25 protein-coding genes and 1 tRNA gene are annotated in these 18639 nt (G+C 70.5%); 6 read left to right on the forward strand and 20 right to left on the reverse strand.

The features are described 5' to 3' along the window. Positions 1–7: 7 nt before the first annotated feature. From EV190_RS16775 to EV190_RS23480, 13 genes are all read right to left on the reverse strand, one after another. Positions 8–262: a hypothetical protein gene (locus tag EV190_RS16775; RefSeq protein ID WP_133742521.1), complete on the reverse strand. Its 255-nt coding sequence runs from the start codon at positions 260–262 to the stop codon at positions 8–10. A 136-nt stretch (positions 263–398) separates the two neighbouring features. After that, positions 399–1067, reverse strand: coding sequence for a response regulator (locus EV190_RS16780; protein WP_133742522.1), 669 nt, complete (start codon positions 1065–1067; stop codon positions 399–401). A 38-nt stretch (positions 1068–1105) separates the two neighbouring features. Continuing rightward, the gene (locus EV190_RS16785; protein ID WP_243742623.1) at positions 1106–2302 is read right to left on the reverse strand and encodes a sensor histidine kinase; all 1197 of its coding nucleotides are present in this window, start codon (positions 2300–2302) and stop codon (positions 1106–1108) included. Between the two features lie 4 nt (positions 2303–2306). Beyond that, positions 2307–3215 carry a DUF5936 domain-containing protein gene (locus EV190_RS16790; protein ID WP_133742523.1) on the reverse strand — a complete coding sequence of 303 codons (909 nt, stop codon included), beginning with the start codon at positions 3213–3215 and terminating at the stop codon, positions 2307–2309. Between the two features lie 49 nt (positions 3216–3264). Next, positions 3265–4194, reverse strand: a complete 930-nt coding sequence (locus tag EV190_RS16795) for a type II secretion system F family protein (protein ID WP_133742524.1) — start codon at positions 4192–4194, stop codon at positions 3265–3267. Continuing rightward, positions 4191–5546 (reverse strand): CpaF family protein, encoded by a 1356-nt coding sequence (locus tag EV190_RS16800; RefSeq protein ID WP_133742525.1) that lies wholly within the window; start codon positions 5544–5546, stop codon positions 4191–4193. Before EV190_RS16800 ends, EV190_RS16795 begins: the two co-directional genes overlap by 4 nt. A 38-nt stretch (positions 5547–5584) precedes the next feature. Then, on the reverse strand, positions 5585–5959 hold the full coding sequence (locus EV190_RS16805) for a TadE family protein (RefSeq protein ID WP_133742526.1): 375 nt from the start codon (positions 5957–5959) through the stop codon (positions 5585–5587). Between the two features lie 4 nt (positions 5960–5963). Next, positions 5964–7562 (reverse strand): AAA family ATPase, encoded by a 1599-nt coding sequence (locus EV190_RS16810; protein WP_133742527.1) that lies wholly within the window; start codon positions 7560–7562, stop codon positions 5964–5966. 31 nt (positions 7563–7593) lie between these two features. Beyond that, a complete protein-coding gene (cpaB, locus tag EV190_RS16815; protein ID WP_133742528.1) occupies positions 7594–8361 on the reverse strand; it encodes a Flp pilus assembly protein CpaB in 768 nt (255 codons plus the stop codon). Between the two features lie 52 nt (positions 8362–8413). Continuing rightward, positions 8414–9523, reverse strand: a complete 1110-nt coding sequence (locus EV190_RS16820; protein ID WP_243742624.1) for a hypothetical protein — start codon at positions 9521–9523, stop codon at positions 8414–8416. Positions 9524–9984: 461 nt separating this feature from the next. Beyond that, a complete protein-coding gene (locus tag EV190_RS23470) occupies positions 9985–10458 on the reverse strand; it encodes an ATP-binding protein (RefSeq protein ID WP_166655484.1) in 474 nt (157 codons plus the stop codon). Then, complete coding sequence (locus tag EV190_RS23475) at positions 10455–10730, reverse strand: hypothetical protein (protein WP_166655485.1); 276 nt, start codon at positions 10728–10730, stop codon at positions 10455–10457. The genes EV190_RS23470 and EV190_RS23475 overlap by 4 nt, the downstream gene beginning before the upstream one ends. Further along, a complete protein-coding gene (locus EV190_RS23480) occupies positions 10730–11200 on the reverse strand; it encodes a hypothetical protein (RefSeq protein ID WP_166655486.1) in 471 nt (156 codons plus the stop codon). The genes EV190_RS23475 and EV190_RS23480 overlap by 1 nt, the downstream gene beginning before the upstream one ends. Before the next feature lie 228 nt (positions 11201–11428). Here EV190_RS23480 and EV190_RS16830 point away from each other — a divergent pair, with 228 nt between their 5' ends. Together EV190_RS16830 and EV190_RS16835 are read left to right on the forward strand one after the other, a co-directional pair. Next, entirely contained in the window at positions 11429–12283 is an 855-nt protein-coding gene (locus EV190_RS16830) for a helix-turn-helix domain-containing protein (RefSeq protein ID WP_133742530.1), read from the forward strand. Between the two features lie 14 nt (positions 12284–12297). Further along, on the forward strand, positions 12298–12492 hold the full coding sequence (locus EV190_RS16835) for a DUF397 domain-containing protein (RefSeq protein WP_133742531.1): 195 nt from the start codon (positions 12298–12300) through the stop codon (positions 12490–12492). Positions 12493–12677: 185 nt separating this feature from the next. Here the strand turns inward: EV190_RS16835 and EV190_RS16840 are convergent, their stop codons facing one another. Continuing rightward, positions 12678–12911, reverse strand: a complete 234-nt coding sequence (locus EV190_RS16840) for a hypothetical protein (protein ID WP_133742532.1) — start codon at positions 12909–12911, stop codon at positions 12678–12680. 173 nt (positions 12912–13084) lie between these two features. Between EV190_RS16840 and EV190_RS16845 the strand changes: the two genes are divergently transcribed. The 4 genes from EV190_RS16845 (at position 13085) to EV190_RS16860 (ending at position 15710) form a co-directional block, all read left to right on the forward strand. After that, a complete protein-coding gene (locus EV190_RS16845; RefSeq protein WP_133742533.1) occupies positions 13085–13279 on the forward strand; it encodes a DUF397 domain-containing protein in 195 nt (64 codons plus the stop codon). A 1067-nt stretch (positions 13280–14346) separates the two neighbouring features. Then, positions 14347–14682, forward strand: coding sequence for an ArsR/SmtB family transcription factor (locus tag EV190_RS16850; RefSeq protein ID WP_133742534.1), 336 nt, complete (start codon positions 14347–14349; stop codon positions 14680–14682). Further along, positions 14682–15398 carry a cation transporter gene (locus EV190_RS16855; protein ID WP_133742535.1) on the forward strand — a complete coding sequence of 239 codons (717 nt, stop codon included), beginning with the start codon at positions 14682–14684 and terminating at the stop codon, positions 15396–15398. Before EV190_RS16850 ends, EV190_RS16855 begins: the two co-directional genes overlap by 1 nt. 63 nt (positions 15399–15461) lie before the next feature. Beyond that, the gene (locus tag EV190_RS16860; protein ID WP_133742536.1) at positions 15462–15710 is read left to right on the forward strand and encodes a hypothetical protein; all 249 of its coding nucleotides are present in this window, start codon (positions 15462–15464) and stop codon (positions 15708–15710) included. A 123-nt stretch (positions 15711–15833) separates the two neighbouring features. Here the strand turns inward: EV190_RS16860 and EV190_RS16865 are convergent, their stop codons facing one another. The 6 genes from EV190_RS16865 to orn form a co-directional block, all read right to left on the reverse strand. Continuing rightward, a complete protein-coding gene (locus tag EV190_RS16865; protein ID WP_133742537.1) occupies positions 15834–16259 on the reverse strand; it encodes a tetratricopeptide repeat protein in 426 nt (141 codons plus the stop codon). A 356-nt stretch (positions 16260–16615) separates the two neighbouring features. Continuing rightward, positions 16616–17185 carry a DUF6879 family protein gene (locus EV190_RS16870; RefSeq protein WP_133742538.1) on the reverse strand — a complete coding sequence of 190 codons (570 nt, stop codon included), beginning with the start codon at positions 17183–17185 and terminating at the stop codon, positions 16616–16618. Beyond that, positions 17182–17403 carry a hypothetical protein gene (locus EV190_RS16875; protein WP_133742539.1) on the reverse strand — a complete coding sequence of 74 codons (222 nt, stop codon included), beginning with the start codon at positions 17401–17403 and terminating at the stop codon, positions 17182–17184. Before EV190_RS16875 ends, EV190_RS16870 begins: the two co-directional genes overlap by 4 nt. An 89-nt stretch (positions 17404–17492) precedes the next feature. Next, entirely contained in the window at positions 17493–17654 is a 162-nt protein-coding gene (locus tag EV190_RS23485; RefSeq protein ID WP_166655487.1) for a hypothetical protein, read from the reverse strand. A gap of 176 nt (positions 17655–17830) precedes the next feature. Next, positions 17831–17906 (reverse strand) — tRNA-His (locus EV190_RS16880). 73 nt (positions 17907–17979) lie between these two features. Continuing rightward, positions 17980–18615 (reverse strand): oligoribonuclease, encoded by a 636-nt coding sequence (orn, locus tag EV190_RS16885; RefSeq protein ID WP_133742540.1) that lies wholly within the window; start codon positions 18613–18615, stop codon positions 17980–17982. Between the last annotated feature and the right edge of the window lie 24 nt (positions 18616–18639).

Consider the following 18639-nt stretch of genomic DNA (forward strand, 5'->3'; position numbering starts at 1 on the left):
TTGGAAATTAGGGGACCGTGGGGTCGACTGGTGTGACGCCGCCTCCGCCAAGGATCTGCGCGACCGTGGCAGTTAGGCTACCTGCGATCGTCTGGCCGATGTTGGTGGCGAAAATCGCTCCGGCGATTGCCGCGACAAGGACGATTACGGCGGCGTATTCCACGAAACCCGCTCCTCGGTCGTCGTGGTTGCGCGGGGTGCTCACCCGGTTGACGATACCGAATTTGGCTTTGACGTAGAGGGGGATCAGCGGGTTCTGCATGGCTTCCTCCTTGGGGCTGGGACGGGCCCCGATGTCCGTGACGGCCTGGCGACGAGTATCAATCTAGAGAACGCCTGAGCGGGCAGGTAGGGCCCGCAGGCCCAAAGTGGAGGGCCTAGCCGAGCGGGTGCGGGTCTCACCCGGTGGTCCTCTCTCCCGGGGCCTCTCCGTGGCCGTTCCATCGCGCTATCGCGGCGGCCCGGGTGCTCACGTTGAGCTTTCGGAAGATGCGGTTGATGTGGTTTTTCACGGTTTTCTCGGACAGGAAGAGGTCCTTGGCGATGGCCGCGTTGGGAAGGCCCCGGGCGATCGCGGCGAGGACTTCGGCTTCCCGGTCGGTCAGACCCAGGTCGGTGGGTCGGGGCGGGGCGGGGGCGGTCGGGGCGGAGCGCATGGAGGCCAGCAGGGCCGTGGCCGCGATCGGTGAGAGCGGGCTGCCGTTGCCGTGGACGACCTCGCGCAGGGCGCGCTCCAGTTCGTCCAGGGTGAAGTGGCCGTGCACGAGGTAGCCGCTGGCTCCCCTTCGCAGGGCGGTTTCGATGACCTCCGGGTCCTCGGTGTGGGTGAGCATGACGACCTTGGTGAGTTCGGCGAGCTCCTCGACCGAGCTGACACCGTCTCGGACCGGCATGCGGACGTCGAGGAGGACGACGTCGGGTTCGAGTGCCCGGGTCTGTTCGATGGCCTGGGCGCCGTCGCCCGCCTCACCGATGACCCGGATGCCGTCGGAGGCTTCGAGGAGGGAGATGAGGCCGGCGCGGACGATGATGTTGTCGTCGACGGCGAGGACGGTGATCGGTGGCATGGGGGAGGAGGGCTTTCTCTGAGCGGGGCCGGAAAGGGTCATTCCGAGTCCCCTCGGGAAGCGTCGGCCAACGGGACGCGCAGCGTCAAGGTGGTTCCCTCTCCGGGGCTGGAGGAGACGGCGAGGGTGCCCCCGGCGCGGGCCGCGCGTTCGCGCATGCCGACCAGGCCGTAGTGGCCCGGGGCGGGTGCCGCGGGGTCGAAGCCGCGGCCGTCGTCGCGGATGGTGACGGCCAGGTGCCGGGACTCGGCGGCGAGTTCCACGGTGACGGTTCCGGCGGCGGCGTGGCGGTCGATGTTGGTGAGGGATTCGCGCAGGACGGCGATGGTCTCGTGGCGGGCCGTCACGAGCAGCGGCAGCGGTGCGCCGCAGGCGCGGAACCTGCTCTCCACGCCGGTCTCCTCGGACCACGCGCGCAGCACCTCGGCGACGGTGTCCGCGATGGGGACGCCGGACGCGTCCTCTCGCAGGTCGGAGATGAGTTCGCGGGCCTCCTGCGCGGCGGTCTCGGCGGCGTTGACCACCTGCGCGGCGGTGGCCGCCGCGCGTTCGGGGTTCTTCTCCAGCCAGAGGGGCAGGGCCTGGGCCGCCATGGCGGCGCCGCGCAGGGTCTTGGCCACGGAGTCGTGCATGTCCCGGGCCAGCCGGGAGCGCTCCTCGGCCGCGGCCGCCGCGCGTTCGGCCGCGCGGCGCCTCTCCTGCTCCAGCGCAAGTTCGACGAGGAGCCCGCGCAGCCGCAGGCCGATGTACCCGGCGACCGGGTAGAGCAGGGGCTGGACGAGGAGGACCTGGAAGTCCGCCAGGGTGACCGCGACGGGGCTCCCCAGCATCCCCAGGTACGTGAGGAGCGCCGCAAGGTAGCCGAGGACCTGCAGGGCGGAGACCCCGACGATGCCCTTGACCCCGTACAGCGCCCCCGCCGTGGTGCTGGTGAGCACGGTGGCGAGGAAGAAGGCCCCGGATGGCCCGTCCACCGCGAGGATCGCCGAGGCGACCAGGATGTCGGCGATGACCAGCAGCGGGTGGCGGAACAGGTGGGGGGAGAGCCGTTCCCAGTACCGGGCGAGGAGGCCGGAGAGCACCGCGTAGCTGACCAGCATGACGACGGTCTCCACCGAGAGGCGGTCGGCGGGGAGCAGTAGGAGCGCGATGCCGGTGAGGAGGAAGCGCAGCTGGATGAGCAGCTGCACCAGCCCGGTCAGCCGGTCGGGTGAGGTGTTCCCGGTCGCGGTCACGGGCTCACCCGAAGATGGCCGACAGGTCGATGTCGGAGCCGATGAACATCCCGCCTCCGATGAGCAGCAGCAGGCCCGGCAGCATGGTCGCCGCGGTGACGCCGGTCACCCGGGGGTTGAGCCTCTGGGCGCGGCGGCGCAGGTACTGGGCGTCCTCGCGGCGCATGTCCTGGCCGATGCTCTGCAGTGTCTGGGAGAGCGGGGCCCCCAGCTCCTCGGCTTGTTGGAGGGCGGTGACGAACCGGCCGAGCGACTCGTTGGAGTTCCGCCTGCGCAGCGCGCCGAACGCCTCGCGCCTGCTGGTGCCCAGCTCCATCTGGTGCAGTGCGAAGCGGAACTCCGAGGCGAGGACGCCCGGCATGGAGTCGGCCACCCGTGAGAGGGCCTGGCGGAAGGCGAGGCCGGAGCCCACGGTCACCGCGAGCACGTCCAGGAAGTCGGGAAGCTGCTTCTGGATCTCGTCCTGGCGCTGCTGCTTGGCGCTGTAGAGGGAGATGTCGGTGAGGAGGCTGAAGGCCAGGATCACCACCGCGAACACGGGGGAGCCGTCGAAGAGGAAGAACAGCCCGACGCCGCCGTAGAGCAGCACCTCCCCGGCCTTGCGCTGCGCGTAGCGGCGCACGGTCAGCCCTTCGGGCCGTCCGGCCGAATCGATGCGCAACCGGATCCGGGCCTGCTGCTCCTCGCCGATCCAGTCCATCACCATGGGGCCGAAGGGGCGCCCGATCAGTTCGGTGACGCGGTGCAGGACGAAGGTGCCGTCCTGCTTCTTCTTCGGGGGTTCGATGACGAAGTCCCCGGCGACGTCGCTCTTCCGGGTCATCAGGTAGACGCCCCAGAAGAAGAGGCCCACGGACAGCGCGCCGGCCAGCCCCAGCAGCAGGGCGAGCAGGGGGGTGAGGACGATGTTCATTGCTCTCCAGGCTCTGTGCGCTGTCCAGGGGGTCGGGGCCGGGCGGGTGTCAGAAGTCGATCCGGGACATGCGGCGGATCGTCACGAAGCCGATGGCGAACAGGGAGAGCGAGACGCCGAGGATCGCGAGCCCGGTCGGGCTCTCGGTCATCCTTCCCACGGTGCCGGGCATCATCAGGTTCAGCAGGAAGAGCGAGCCGACGCCCATCGTGAGCAGCGCCCACGCCGTGTTGGTGGTCTCGCTCAGGATCGTGCGGACCTCGCGCCGGGTCTCCTTGCGGTTCTCCAGGGTCTCGGAGATCGTGCGCAGCGCCGTCACCAGCGCGCCGCCCGACCGGGCGGATACCAGCAGGGTGGAGATCAGGACCCCGATCTCGCGTGAGGGCATGCGTTCCCGAAGGTCGCTGATCGCGGCCTCGAAGGGCTGGCCGACCTTCATCGACTCGGCGACGCGGCGCAGCTCCGAGCCGGCCGGGTCGTCCAGTTCGTCGGCGGCCATGTCGATCGCGGTGGGGAGCGCCAGTCCGGCCTGGGTCGCGTTGGACAGGACCCGGGCCAGTTCCGGGAGCTGGGCGGTGAACGCCTCCTTGCGTTTCTCCTCCTGCTGGCGCAGGTAGGCCAGGAACAGGAAGCCCACCAGCCCGGCGGCCAGGACGCCGAGGACGGGCGCGAGGATCTGCCAGACCAGGACGACCGCGGCCGCGGCCGTGCCCGCCAGGAGCAGAACGAAGGCGGACACCCGCATCCGGACGCCCGCCCTGGCCAGGCGGACCTCGACCTGGCGGCCCGGTTCGGTGCGGCGCAGCCACACGTCCAGGCGGGCCATGGGGGTGTTGGCGCGTCGCTCGACCTCGGACAGGACGCTGCGCGAGGCCAGGAAGCGGCGCTGCGCCACACCGTCCGTGTAGACGACGAGGCCCCACACGGCCACGGCCAGGGTGGCGGCCGTGAGGACCAGGATGACGAGCGTGTGGTTCACAGCGAACCTCCCGGATAGGGGGAGCCGTCGGCGGACGGCGCCGCGTGCGAGGCCCTGACGACGCCGAACGCCGCGGGGACCGTCTCGCCCGCGCCGTAGACACGGGCGGCGACGTGCCTGGGCAGGGGGAAGCGGTGGAAGACGCCGGTGACCTTGCGGTCCGCCTCGTAGCGGTGCGCCTCGAAGCGCAGCAGCGGGTCGAGGCGGAACTCCTCGCGCCGGCTGGAGGCCACCACCGACACCTCCGACACCCGCCGGGACCCGTCCGGGTACCGGGACAGGTGCACGATGATGTCGATCGCGGCGTTGACCTGGTCCCGGATCGCCTCGAACGGGACGGTGACCTCGCTCATGGAGGCCAGCGTCAGGAGGCGGTGCACGGCGTCCTCGGCGGAGTTGGCGTGCACGGTGGCCAGCGAGCCGTCGTGGCCGGTGTTCATCGCCTGGAGCATGTCGAGGGTCTCGGCGCCGCGGACCTCGCCGACGATGATGCGGTCGGGGCGCATCCGCAGCGAGTTGCGGACCAGGTCGCGGATGGTGATCGCGCCCGCGCCCTCGATGTTGGGCGGCCGGGACTCCAGGCGCAGCACGTGCTCCTGCTGGAGCTGGAGTTCGGCGGAGTCCTCGATGGTGACGACGCGCTCGTGGGAGGGCACGAACGCGGACAGCGCGTTCAGGAACGTGGTCTTTCCGGTGCCGGTGCCGCCCGCGATGATCACGTTGAACCGGGCCCGCACCAGGGAGGACAGCAGGACGCCGGTGGCCTCGTCGAGGCTGCCCCCGGCGACCAGCTGCTCGATGGTGAAGGGCTTGGGGAAGCGCCGGATGGTGATGATCGGGCCGGACAGCGACAGCGGGGGGATGATCACGTTGACGCGCTCGCCGGTGGGAAGCCGGGCGTCGACCATCGGGCTGGACTCGTCGACGCGGCGGTTCACAGTGGAGACGATGCGGTCGATGGTCTGGTAGAGCTGCTCCTCGCTGGCGAAGGTGGTCTCGATGCGCTCGACCCGGCCCCGGCGCTCGACGAAGACGTTGTCGGGGCCGTTGACCATGATCTCGGTGATGCTCTCGTCGGCCAGGAGCGGTTCGAGGACGCCGAGGCCGAGGGCCTCGTCCACGACGCGGCGGATCATGTTGCCGCGTTCGCGGTCGGACAGGACCGGGCCCTCGCGGGAGAGGAGGTGCCCGACGACCTTCTCCAGGCGGATGCGGCGCTGTTCGAGGCTGAGCATGGCGAGGTCGTCGAGGTTGATCTCGGTCAGCAGGCGCTGGCGCCAGTGGGCGACGCTGCCGCGGTCGGAGTGCTGGTCCGAGAGTCGGTCCTCGTTGAGACGGTCTTTGAGTGCCATGGGCCTTACCTGGGAGGTGCGGGGAAGGGGAAGGGAGGTCAGAGGGCCATGTCGACCCGGCGGGTCACGGTGTAGTCGAGTGAGGCGATGTCGAAGACGACGGGGACGCTGATCGCGACCTCGGCGAAGACGCCGCGGTCGTCGGTGTAGCCGGTGCGGATGTCGGCGTCGTCCATCCAGGGGGGTAGCGCGTTCTGGACGGCGCCCACCGCGTTGGCGGGGCCGGTCTGCTCGGCGACGCGCGCGCCGATGCGGGCGGCGTTCTCGGCCTGCTCGACGGCGACGAACGAGAAGAACACCTCGAGCGCGATCACCGCCATCAGCAGGAACAGCGGGACGTAGGCGGCGAATTCGAGGATCTGGGAGCCGCGGTCGTCACGGCGGCGGGCCGGACGGCGGGGGGGTCTGATCATGCCGTCACCTCTCGCGCAGGACCAGGGACCGGCTGCTGATGTCCCAGGGGCTTTCGACGCCGGGGAGGACCGCGGGCATCGCGATCGTCACCTGGACGTACTCCTGCCCCTGCTCCACGACCTGTTCGAGGGTGAAGGCGTCCTCCTCGTCCCAGGGCGCGCGCACCCGCCGGGTGGCTTCCTCCAGGATCAGCTCGGGGTCGTTGGGGGTGAGGGACGCCTGGCGGGCGCCCTCGTTCGCCGCGTGCGAGGCGTACATGCCGGTCAGGCCGACGAGCACGATCTGCCAGGTCAGGAGGAGCGCCAGCCCCAGGAACGGCAGGAGCGCGGCGAACTCCACGATCGAGGCGCCGGAGTCGCCCCGGTTGCCGCGGGACCGGCGGGTCTGCGCCATCATCGCCTCGGCGGCCTCGTCCGTGGAGGGGCCGGACTCGTCGTCGGGGACGCTGAGCATGCCCAGTTCGCCGGCGAGCCGCCCGAACGCCCTGAGGAGGCCCTCGTCGGTGAGCTTGCCGGGGATGCCCGTGTTGGACGCCTCCTCCAGGGCGCGGTAGGCGGCGGGCACGGCCGTGCGCAGCATGTCGGTGCCCAGCAGTTTGCGGGCGAAGTCCGGCTGGATCTCGTTCCTGCGGCTGTGCCGCATGAGCAGCGCGGTGACGTTCTTGGCGTCGCGGATCTGCAGCCGCTCCCACATCGCGATGAGCCGCTGGGCTCCGCGCAGCGCGGGGAGGTCGGGGTTGACCAGGACGATCGCGGTGTCGGACAGTTCGACCGCCACGGCCGTGGAGTCGGTGATGGACGAGCCGCAGTCCACGACCACCAGGTCGTAGCGCGAGCGCAGCGCCCCCAGGATCTGGCGGGCCGCGCGCGCGGTGACGTCCTCGCCGTGCTCGCCGTGCTCGGGGGCGAGCAGGATGTGCGGTCCGTCGTTGTGGACGTAGAGGGTGTCCGCGAGCATCGCCGCGCTGATGTCGTCGGCGGCGTCGACCAGGTCCACGATGCTGCGGCGGTGCTTGAGGTCGTAGTAGCCGGGGATGTCGCCGGACTGCAGGTCGAGGTCGACGAGGCAGACCACCCGTCCGGCCTTCGCGGCGACCCGGGACAGGTGGATCGCGGTCGTGGTGGTGCCCACCCCGCCCTTGGCGCCGGTCAGGGTGATGATCTGGCCGCGGCGCCCGGACACGGGGAGGTCGAGTGAGGCGGCCTCCAGGTGGCGGCGCAGGGTGCGCGACCACTCGGCGGCGGTGGCGACGCGGGCGCCGAGCTGCTCGATCGTGGCGTCGGCCTGGAGCAGGCCGCGCGCGCCCGCCTCCATCGCGCTGGTGAAGGTGTCGGGGTCGATCTCGTGCGCGATCAGGATGACCGCGAGCTGGGGGTGGTTGCGGGAGATGTCCCGGACGAGGTCGAGCACCGGCAGCGGGCCGAGGTCCTCGTGGATCAGCACCACGTCGAGGTGGGGAAGCTTGCCCACGGTGTCGCTGACCTCGCGGGACGAGCGGTGCACGCTCACGACCTCGGCCTCGGCGAGCTCCTCGAAGCGGGCCGTGAGGGCGTTCTCGAGTTCGTCGCTGGGGGCCCCGATCAGGACCTGGTAGGTGCTCATCCGTCGCCGTCCCGCCTCGTGTGCGCGTCCATCAGTTGGCACCGCCGTTCTCCTGCGCGTCGCCGCCGGGCCCGCCGATCGCCGCGATCTGGTCCTCGCTGCAGAAGTCGACGTCGCCGGGCGTCCCGGACCCCTGCGCGCTGATCAGGGCCAGGCGGAGCTGTGAGGCGAACGCCTCGGCGTAGGTGAGCTCCAGCGCCTGCTGGGGGGTGAGCCGGAAGGTGACCGGGACGACGGAGTTGGTGCCGCCCGTCTGCTCGTCGATCTGCGCGCCGATGTCGCCCACGTCCAGGACCTCGACGTCGGTGAGGACCCGGATGGCGCAGGCGCCGGTCTGGTCGTTGGGCTGGAAGGACGCGTAGATGTCCACCCGGGACTGGCGGGCCACCTTCCCCGCGACACCGGTCTCGGCGTTGATCATGATCGCGATCTCGCGCTCGCCGCTCTCCAGCGCGGGCGCGGGGATGACCATGCTCGTCTGCAGCAGCGTGCCCTCCCGCAGGAAGGTGGAGGAGACGGCCTCGCTGCCGGGGGTGCTGAGCGCCTCGTCGGCGTCGGCGAGGTCCGTCAGGAAGACCTCCTCGTCGAAGTACCGGGCGGGGACCTCGTACGGCTCGATCATGTCCTCGGTGATCGGCTGGTAGGGGTCGACGTCCTGGGTGAGCCGGAGGACCGTCCGGTAGGTGCCCAACTCGCTGTTCAGCGTGTTGACGTACGAGACGACCGTGAGGAACACGGCGATCGCGCCGAACGCGGCGATGATCATGAGCAGAACGCCGCGTCTCTGACGGGGGTTCATGGCGCTCCATTTCTAACCGGGCGGTCGCGGAGGGGGCGGGGCCGCCGACGGTTCAGCGGTGGGTCGGGCGGTAGCCCGGCGTGCGGCCGGTGTCGGCGCCGCTGCCGGGAGGAGGGGCGGGGTGCTGCGGGGCCGGCGGACGGCTGTTCGGGCCCGAGTCGGCCCCGTACCCGGGCGGCGGTCCGCCGTGGGGGGCGGGGCCGGGCGGGGGCGGGGGGCCCTGGGCGGGCGGGCCGGGCGGCGGCGCGGGCGGGGCGGCGGGCGCGGGCACCTGCGCGGCCTTGGCGTAGGCGGGCGGGCGCCCGGCCGGGGTCTGGTTGGCGGCGCCGCAGAACCGGCAGTGCGGTCCGGCGACCCGCTCGCGGCACCACGCGCAGGTGGTGGAGCGGATGGCGCGGACCGGCCGGGTGAGGGCGTCCTGGTGGGCGCTGAAGACCACGAACTCCACGTACCTGGCGGTCCCCCAGTAGGCCGGGCCGAGCGGCTGCTCGGGCAGGTCGCGCGTCGCCGTGGCGCCGACGACCGGCATGAACTGCGCGTCGAAGGCGCTCCGGTCGGCGTCCCCGCCCGCGGAGACCAGGATCTGCACCGGGTTCACCGGGCGGAACGGGATGTTCGGCGCGGGGTCGGACCTGCGGACCCGGCCCACGCGCTGGTGCGGCGCGCAGAAGGCGAGGAAGACGGTCCTGGGCGCGAGGGAGCCCACGTGCTGCCGGACGGAGATGGGGATGGTGGAGAGGTTGGCGACGCTCCTGAGCCAGCCGCCCGCCAGGACGTGGCCGGGGAGTTCGTCGGCGAGCTCGGCGACCAGGCCCGCGGGCAGGTACGGGGAGAGGTAGGCCATCTGGTCGGCGAGCAGCGAGAGCGCCAGCGGGGACAGGTCCATGGGGACGGCCGCGACGCAGTCGGTGCGCAGCGCCCCGCGGGCGAACCGGATCGCACGTTCGGCCCGGTCGCTCCGCCACGCGGGGTAGAGGGCGACGACCTTCCTGCCCTGGGAGACGTGGTGCGCGGCGAAGTCGATGAAGTCGGCGGACCGGGCGGCGACGTCGTCTCCGTCCAGGGGGAAGCGCCGCGCCTGGGCATCGCCGAGGTGGCCCGTGCTCGGGATGTCGGCGAGCAGGGCCACGACGCTCGCGGACCGTGAACGGTCGCTGGACAAGGTACGAGCTCCCAGGGGGTGAGGCGCTTGGGAAGGCTTTCTCGGTGCGCGGGGGTCCGGCTGCCAAGCGGTCTGTCGGTGCTCATGCTAACGACGGGCGCGCCGTCCGTGTCGTCCGGCTCGGCGAAGGATCGTCGCTGGGCACGGATCTACGGTGCGTTATCCGGGCGGGCAAAGCAAGTCCGGTGACGGGGTTGTGGAAAACACCCCCTCGGGTTTGGCCGACATTGGACGGCTTTTCCCCGAGATTTCCCCGGGGCGGGCGGGACGCCGTTCTCCGCCGCCTCCGGGAAAACGGGAATTCCGCCGGACTTCTCGAAAGGCGGCGTCCGGAACCGGGGTGTGCGTTCGGGCGGACGAAGACAGGGCCGCCTTGGACGGTCGCCGGTGGCCGGGAGGAGCACCCGGCCGGCCTTTCGCTTTGGGCCGGATACTCCTCCCCGCAGTGGTCAGGGCAGTGGTCAGGGGTCGGGGACCAGGGGCGGGGCCTGCGGCCAGGTGAGGGTGAAGAACACCCCCGAGGCCGACGGCAGGGGCCCCCAGGTGGTGGACAGGGCGTGGACCAGGGCCAGGCCGCGCCCGTGCTCGGCGTCGGGGGCGGCGTCCACGGCGCGCGGGGCCGCCGCGCCGTGGGGGCGCCGGTCGCGCACCTCGGCGCGCAACCGCCCCGGCGCCACCCGCACGTGCACGCCGAACACCTCGCCGGGCCGCCCGCTGGGGGTGTGGGTGACGGCGTTGGCGGCGCACTCGGACACCAGCAGGACGGCGGTGTCCACCACCGGCTCCGGAACCCGGGCTCTCGGGGCCAGGGCCAGCACGCCGCGCGTCCAGCGCCGCGCCACGGCGACGTTGGCGGGGACCCCGGCCAGGGTGGTGGCGAAGGCCGCCGCCGCGCCGTCGAAGGACGGCGGCGGGACCTCGTGGAAGGCGGTCACGACGCGGTACTCCCGTCGGGGTCGCGGGTCCAGGCGTGGCCGAAGGCGTCCAGACAGGACCCCGGATGGGCGCCGGGGCGCACGCACCCGGTGCCCAGACCGGGGCGGCGGCGGGCGCAGCCGTCGCCCAGCCACGCCGACACCTCGGCGAGCAGGGCCAGACAGGTGTGGCGCACCCCGGTGAGCCAGTAGGCGCGGTCCTGGGTCTGGGCCGCGATCTGGTCGGCCAGCCGCCGCAGGCGGCGGACCTCCTCGGGGGTCAGGTCGAGCATCAGACCACCGCCGAAGCGCGCCGGACAACGCCGCCGCCGCCGCGGTGGCGGGCCAGGTAGCCGCGCGCGTGCGAAGGCGCAACGAACTCGGCGAGCGCGAAGTCCAACGCCTCCAGATCACTGGCCGCCACCACCAGGGTGCCGATGACCCGGTGACGGGCCTGGAAGGACGCGCCCTGGGCCGGGTCGTAGGACAGCGCCCACAACGCCCGGTGGGCCCGGGCGACCTCGGCGAAACGCACCCGGTCGGGCGGCACCGCCACCGTGCGGGCCAACGGCCGCGCCCAGCCGGGGCGGCGCGGCGACGGAACCCCGGGAACGGCGGTGCGGGGCGCGGCGGTGCGGGGAACGGCAGGCCGGGTTGCCGCAGGCCGGGACGTGCGCGCGTGCCGGGCCACCCGACGGGGAGGCGGAGCCAGGAACGACGGCAACGCCGCCCAGGGCATGACGAGAGAACGGACGAGTCGCATGAGCGGACTCCTCGGGAAGGGCCGGATGGGAGGTCCGGCCAGATCTGTTCAGGTGATTCCATCGTGCCCCAGGATCAGGAAAAGTGCAATATTCATTTTGGATCGACTGTAACAATGTTCATCGAATCTGTTGTCCTAGAGTGAACGGTGCACTGAATGTCACAGAAATCAACCTCACGCGTAGAATCGCGCTACCAGTCATCACCCTCAGCGAGGAGTGCTCACGAATTGGCTGCCAGTCCTACGCTCCGCCGACGCCGTCTCGCCCGACAGCTGCTGACACTGCGTGCAAGCAAGGGGTTCACGGTCGAGGCCGTCGCCACTGAAGCGAAGAAGCGGAGCCCCGACCGTCCGTGGTCAGCGGCCAAAGTGACCCGTATCGAGAACCGGAAGCTCCAGCGTCTGAGGCAGGCAGATCTCCTCACCTTGCTGGATATCTACGGAGTGATCGACGAAGAGAAGCGCGCCGCTTACGTGAAGCTGGCGAAGGAGGCCAGTCAGAGCGGATGGTGGGTCGGATACCGCGATGTGCTCGGCACAGGGGCATACATCGACCTGGAAACCGAAGCGACAGAGCTGCGCACCTATGAGGCCCTGTACGTTCCGGGTCTGCTTCAGACGCCGGACTACGCGGAGGCTCTCGTGCGTGGTAGCGGTATCACCGACGAGCACCAGATCACCCGGCGGGTAGAGGCGCGCATGATGCGCAAGCAGATCTTGGAACGCCCTGACGCTCCAGTCTTCAGTGCTCTTATCGATGAAGCCGCTCTGCGCAAGATTCCGGGTGAGATCGCCTCAGGGCAGCTGCGGCACCTCATCGCCGTGCAACGTCCTACCGTCCAGGTGCGCATCGTGCCGGATTCCGTGGGTCCGCACCTCGCGATGAACGGTGCGTTCGTCGTCATGAGGTTCCCGCACGATCCCTCGGCGGTCTTCCTGGAGCAGTCAATCGCTGGAATGTTCCTTGAGGACAGCCAGGAGCTAGAGCACTACGAGAGGGTGTTCGCGGCAGTCGAGGAGGTCGCCCTGTCCGTTGAGGACTCGGTGGCATTCTTGGAAGCAAGCTTGAAAAGTTCCAAGTAGAAGAGCAGATCCTCATGCCTGATCGTTCCCGCCTGACCTTCCGCAAAAGCTCCTACAGCAGTGGAACCGGGCAAAACTGTGTCGAGGTCGCAGACACACTCACCGGTGCGGCTGTCCAGGACAGCCAGAACCCGCACCTCGGCCACATCGAGTTTGAGAAGGCCGAGTGGTGGGCGTTCCTCGCTGATGTCAAAACCGGCAACCTGTAGCCCTTGAACAACGAAGGCCCCCGGCTGTTGCCGGGGGCCTTCATCGCTGTTACCTGAACAGTTCCCGCCGAGATCCTACCGGCTGTCCTCTTCGGCTACCAGATACCGCTTCTTGGCGAGTTGGTGGGTCCTGCGTGACTGGCAGGATGAACAGCGGTCAACCATGAAGAGGGAGTGGAAGGCGGTCACGGCGCGGTACTCCCGTCGGGGTCGCGGGTCCAGGCGTGGCCGAAGGCGTCCAGACAGGACCCCGGATGGGTGCTGGGGCGCACGCACCCGGTGTCCAGACCGGGGCGGCGGCGGGCGCAGCCGTCGCCCGGCCACGCCGACACCTCGGCGAGCAGGGCCAGACAGGTGTGGCGCACCCCGGTGAGCCAGTAGGCGCGGTCCTGGGTCCGGGCCGTGATCTGGTCGGCCATGCGCCGCAGGCGGCGGGCCTCCTCGGGGTAGGTCGGTCATCTGTTGCAGGTCCAGCGCCCTAATCTGAGAGTGCGAGTACTACCTGACTCCGCCGTCGTCGTCGGCGCTGAGCGTGAACGACTCCAGAAGCTTCCTTGAGTGTCTGGCTGAGTCCCGCCCTTGAGGAACAACGATGCTGAAGCCGTCCAACCTCCGGTTCAGGAAGTCCTCGTACTCCGGGCCGAAGACCGAGAACTGTATCGAGATCGCTGAGACTCCGGATATGTCAGCTATCCGTGATTCCCGGAATCCGCAGCTCGGCTACCTCCTGTTCGGAGGCGTCGAGTGGCGAAGCTTCATCGATGTGGTGAAGAGACAGCAGTTCTGACCCCTAACGAGAGACGGCCCCCAGAGTGACTCTGGAGGCCGTTTTCTGCTTACCTGAAGCAGTCCCACGCACATGCTACCCCGGGCGTTTCCTTGCGCCGGATACCGCTTCTTGACGAGTTGGAAGAGCTCTCATGGCTTGCGGAGAAAGACCGAGCCGCTTGAGGATGACCTGCGGGAGTGCAACTCCGATCGACGTGCAGCGCCCGGAACTTCGCGTGGGTCTTTTGGCCTTATGCCGCGTGGATCGCGAGGCGACGGCGGGCACGGGCGCGTCCCCGCCGGAGGTCCGTGGTGCGGCGGTTCGGAGATCGGTTCCGCCCTCACCCCGGGATGATCTTGAGTTTTCCGCCCTTCCAGCCCCGGAAACGGGCAGAAGGCTCAAGATCATCGAGTAGGTCCCTGCTACCGACGCCAAAGCGCCCCGCGCCGGGAACTCCCTACTGCTTGCCTCTGCGTACCTGGTGAGTCGTCGGTGAGACAGGTGGCCGTATCCCTCACCTCTCACCGAGAATGACTCGGTGTTTCTGGCAGACTGTCTCGTAGTGGTCAGGACTTCCTGGATGACATCCTCAGGCAAGATAACGCTCTGCATAGTCGCAGGTCATTAGCCCAAGCCCCACGCACGTGGGGATGAACCGCTGCCGGTCAAGGCCGAGTGCAGCCCCGCCGACCAAGCCCCACGCACGTGGGGATGAACCGCTGGGCTTGGTCCTGACCCGGTCTGTAACAGGGACCTCGGTATCGAGTCGCTGTACGAGTCACCCTTCACCGGACTGGAACTCAACGGCTCCGAGGGCCTGTTCGCCGGGCCCGACCCGGACGTCCTGGCCGGAATCCACCAGACCGCGATCTCGGAGGGTAAGGCGTCGTAGCACGGCCCGTGTCCCCGGCTCCCTGCGAGGGTCCTGTCGATGATCTCGACGTCGGCGTTTCGGAACCGAGTCCTCCAGAACACTGACGTCGGGATCATCGGGCAAGGGGCTCCCGGCCGCCCTCGCCCGGACGCGTCCCGGGAAGGTGAATCCACGGTTATGTGAATTCAGGCTTTCGTGTACTGTTGCCGGCATGCTGACGATCGCCACCGACATCGACGCGCTCGCCCGGTTCGGGCGGGCGCTCGCGGACCCGATCCGCTGCCGGATCCTGCTGGCACTCCGGGAGAGCCCCGCCCATCCGGCCGACCTGGCCGACGTGCTGGGGATCAGCCGCACGCGGCTGTCCAACCACCTGGCCTGCCTGCGCGACTGCGGCCTGGTCGTCACCGTCCCGGTCGGGCGGCGGGTGCGCTACGAACTGGCCGACGCCAGGCTCGGCCACGCCCTGGACGACCTGCGCTCGGCGGTGCTCGCGGTGGAGACCGACAAGGCGTGCGCGGACGCGGCGGAGAAGGGGTGCTGCTGATGGCCTCCCCCCTGGCGCCGGAGGTGTCCGAGGCGCGCCGCTCTGCGCTGACGCGGCGCGTCCGCCTGCTGGTCGCGGCGACCATCGCCTACAACGTCGTCGAGGCCGTTGCGGCGATCGCCGCCGGGACGGTCGCCTCCTCTACGGCGCTGGTCGGCTTCGGGCTGGACTCGGTCGTCGAGGTGTCCTCCGCCGCTGCGGTGGCCTGGCAGTTCTCCGCCCGCGAGGCCGCGGTGCGCCAGGCGAGGGAGAAGAGGGCGCTGCGCGTCATCGCCGTCTCCTTCTTCGCGCTGGCCGCCTACGTCACGTTCGAAGCGGTGCGCTCCCTGGTCGGCGCGGGCGAGGCCGACACCTCCGTGCCCGGCATCGTGCTCGCCGCCCTGTCGGTGGTGGTCATGCCGTTCCTGTCCCTGGCCCAGCGCCGGGCGGGCCGCGAGCTCGGCTCCGCCTCGGCCGTGGCCGACTCCAAGCAGACCCTGCTGTGCGCCTACCTGTCGGCCGCGCTCCTGGCGGGCCTGCTGGCCAACGCCCTGCTGGGCTGGTCGTGGGCTGACCCGGTCGTCGCACTGGCCATCGCCGCCGTCGCGGTCAGGGAGGGCCGCGTGGCGTGGCGCGGCGACGCCTGCTGCGCCCCGGCGGGCATCGCCATGACCGCAGCCGACGCCGACGACGGCGACGCCTGCGGATGCGCGCCGGGCTGCTCCTGCTGCTCCTGACCTCCTGACCGCCGTACCGCCCCCGACCGATGGCGGCCGGAGACCTCCCGAGCGGGGACGCCCGTGACACTCGCCGCGCTCCTGCTCCACCCCACCGGCCTGCTGCTCGCCTTCGGACCACGCACTCTGCTGGCCCGGCTGCGCACCGGCGACACCGCTTTCCGCCGTCCCGAGACCACCCCGTTCAGTCCGGACTGGTGGGGCACGGTACTGTTCGCCGCTGCTCTGCTGCCCGGCCTGGCCGCTCCGGTGGCCGCGCTGGCCGGGCTGCCGCCCGCTCCGGCCGCTTCCTCCCCCGGATCGGCCGACTGAAGTCCGAGGAGCCCGCGAAGACCCCCTCACAGCAGTCCGGGGAGCGGTGACCCCGGCGGCGACGAAGCCCCGGTCGGCGGACTGCCCCGGGGAACCGGGAGCGCCCCCGAGCCAGCCCGGGCGTCAGGGAACGCGGGCGAGGAGCGCTTCGACCTCCCCGGTCCGGGGATCGTCCACGGAGACGAGGATGTCCAGGGCGGCGTTGAGGTGAGAGCGGGCCTGGTCGGGATCGCCCAGTCCCGTGTACGCCTCGCCGATCCCGGTCAGCGCGACGGACTCGCTGTCGTGGTCCCCGAAGTCGCGGAAGACCCCGAGCGCGGACCGGTAGTGCGCCAGGGCGTCGGCGTGCCTGCCGACCGCGTTCAGCACCGCCCCCGTCGAGCAGCCCGCCCAGGCGATGGTCCAGGTGTCCGATATCCCGGTGAAGACGGCGGTCGCGGCGCGGCAGTGGTCCAGGGCGGCGTCGAAGCCGCCGGTGGAGCGTTCGCAGTCGGCGAGGCTGAGCAGGGCCATGCCCTCGCCGCGCCGCTCACCGGCCGCGCGGAACACGCCGATGGACTCCCGGACGAGCGCGCGGGCGGCCTCGCCGCCGCCGCGCCGCCGATCGCGGAGACGACGACCGTCGCGCCGGGCCGGTCGGCCGTTCCGCCGTCCAGCGGGGGCAGCAGCGCGTCGAGCAGAGCGATCTCGGCGCGGCGGTCGACGAACTCCCTCACCGTCATCGGAAGCTGGCGGGGCACAGGCTCGTCCACGGACGCGGAGGCCGTGATGTGCACGTCGCCGTGGAAGACCCCGGCCTGCACGACGATCTCCGGATCGCCCCGGACGTCGTTGCGGGTGCCCGCCGCGCCGGTGGCGCGGTCCGGGGGGCCGCCGTCGATGTCGTCTTCCACTGTCTGCGCCTTTCAGCGGGGGCGCATCGCGGCGTCGAACCGGGCCTGGTACTCGGTGAAGGGGACCGACAGGTGCAGCGCGCGGTCGCGCCAGAGGTTGGCGGCCACGACCTGCTCGGGGTCCTCGACCAGCTCGGGGGTGAGCATCGAACCGTCGGGCCCGTAGTTCATCCTCAGCAGCCTGTGGGAGTCGAACAGCCAGTAGTCCAGGCGCGGTATCCCCTCGGGCCACTCGCCTTCCGGAACGGCGAGGATACGGATGTCCTCACCGGCGGCCACGTTGCGGGGGTAACCCCACGAGCATTCGAAGCGCACGTAGTCCGACAGCGGCTCGGTGACCACGTGGACCCGGCGGTATGTACGCCCCTCACCGATCCCCGCCCGGATCTCCTCGCCCCAGTCGCTCAGGACAGCCGAGTGCTCCGGCTGCCCGCCGGCGAGAAAGCGCCGGAAAGGCGCGTCCTCGTAATCGACGGAGTAGTGCTGGAGCGTCTCCAGCCTGAACGCCGTGTAGCGGAACCTGGCGAACAGCTGCTCGAACTCCTCCTCGTCGACAGGGTGGCTCCCGCGCTGCGGGGTCATCGCGCCCTGTTCTGGTCGTACAGCTCCACGGCCCTGAGGGCGACCTCCGGGGCGATCCGCACGGCCGTCTCCCCGGGCAGGGGATTCTGCAGTTCGGCCAGGTCCGGGGCGGCCAGTTCGACTCCCTGCACGACGAGCTCACCCGTGTCGGCCAGGTAGACCGAAGGGCAGCCCTTCTCGCCGGATTTGTCGTCCTTGGCGAGCAGCGTGAGTCTCATGGTTCTCCTGTCCGATGCCTGAGGGAGAAGCGAAACGCACTCACGGTAACATCCGGCGCCGCCGGTGTGCGGCCGGTGGCCGGAAGCGGTTACTTCTTCCCGTAGTGTCGCCGGATCTCCGCGACCCTCTCCCCGTCGTCCTCCCGGGAAGCCCGCACCAGCTTTTTCAGGTCGGCGGCGAACAGCACGTCCCGCAGGCTTTCCGAGGCGCGCTCGGCCTCGTCGCGGATCCGGGGCTCGTCGGCGGTCATACGGCCTCCCACCAGAGGAAAAGAGCCGGGGCACCTGCCGTCAACGCTAACCGTCCGGACGCGCTCTTGTCGTGGGCCGCGCCCGCTTCGGTCGCGGCCGTACGGGTGATGGCCCCGGCAACGACGAAGCCCCGACCGGTGCGGAGTGTCTCCGCGGGTCGGGGCTTGTCCCTCTATGGGGTGAGTGACGGGACTTGAACCCGCGACATCCTGGACCACAACCAGGTGCTCTGCCAGCTGAGCTACACCCACCATGAGCGCGGGGCCGAACATGTCCGGCGCCTGCGTTCAGCAAGAATACTACCGGGTGTTGGGAGTGGTGCGCTCACCCTTTCCCGGAGGCGGAGCCCACACCGGTGCCGTCGCCGCCGGAGAGGATGTCGGCGGCGATGGCCTTGGCCGTGGGGCTGTCCGGTCCGGGCATGGGGACGAAGGCGGCGGCGCGGAAGTAGCGCAGCTCCTGGATGCTCTCGGTGATGTCGGCCAGGGCGCGGTGTCCGCCGTGCTTCTCCGGGCTGGCGAAGTACACGCGGGGGTACCAGCGGCGCAGCAGTTCCTTGATGCTGGAGACGTCCACCATCCGGTAGTGCAGGTGGTTGTCGATGAGGGGCATGTCACGCGCGAGGAAGGCGCGGTCCGTCGCGATGGAGTTCCCGCACAGCGGGACCTTCTTCGCTTCGGGGACGTAGCGCTTGATGTGGTCCAGGACCTGCTCCTCGGCCTCGGCCAGGGTCACGCCGTTGTCGAGCTCCGCCAGCAGCCCCGAGGTGGTGTGCATCTGGGTGACGAAGTCGCCCATCTGGTCCAGCGCCGCCTGGGGCGGTTTGACGACCACGTCGACGCCCTCGCCGATCTGGTTGAGCTCGCCGTCAGTGATCAGGCAGGCCACCTCGATCAGCGCGTCGTTCTCGAGGTCGAGCCCCGTCATCTCACAGTCGATCCACACCAGGCTGTCGTTCATGAGGGCTAGCTTAGGCGTGTTTCG

Origin of the sequence: Actinorugispora endophytica, assembly GCF_004363075.1 — a bacterium.
In the GTDB taxonomy this organism is placed as follows: Bacteria; Actinomycetota; Actinomycetes; order Streptosporangiales; family Streptosporangiaceae; genus Actinorugispora; species Actinorugispora endophytica.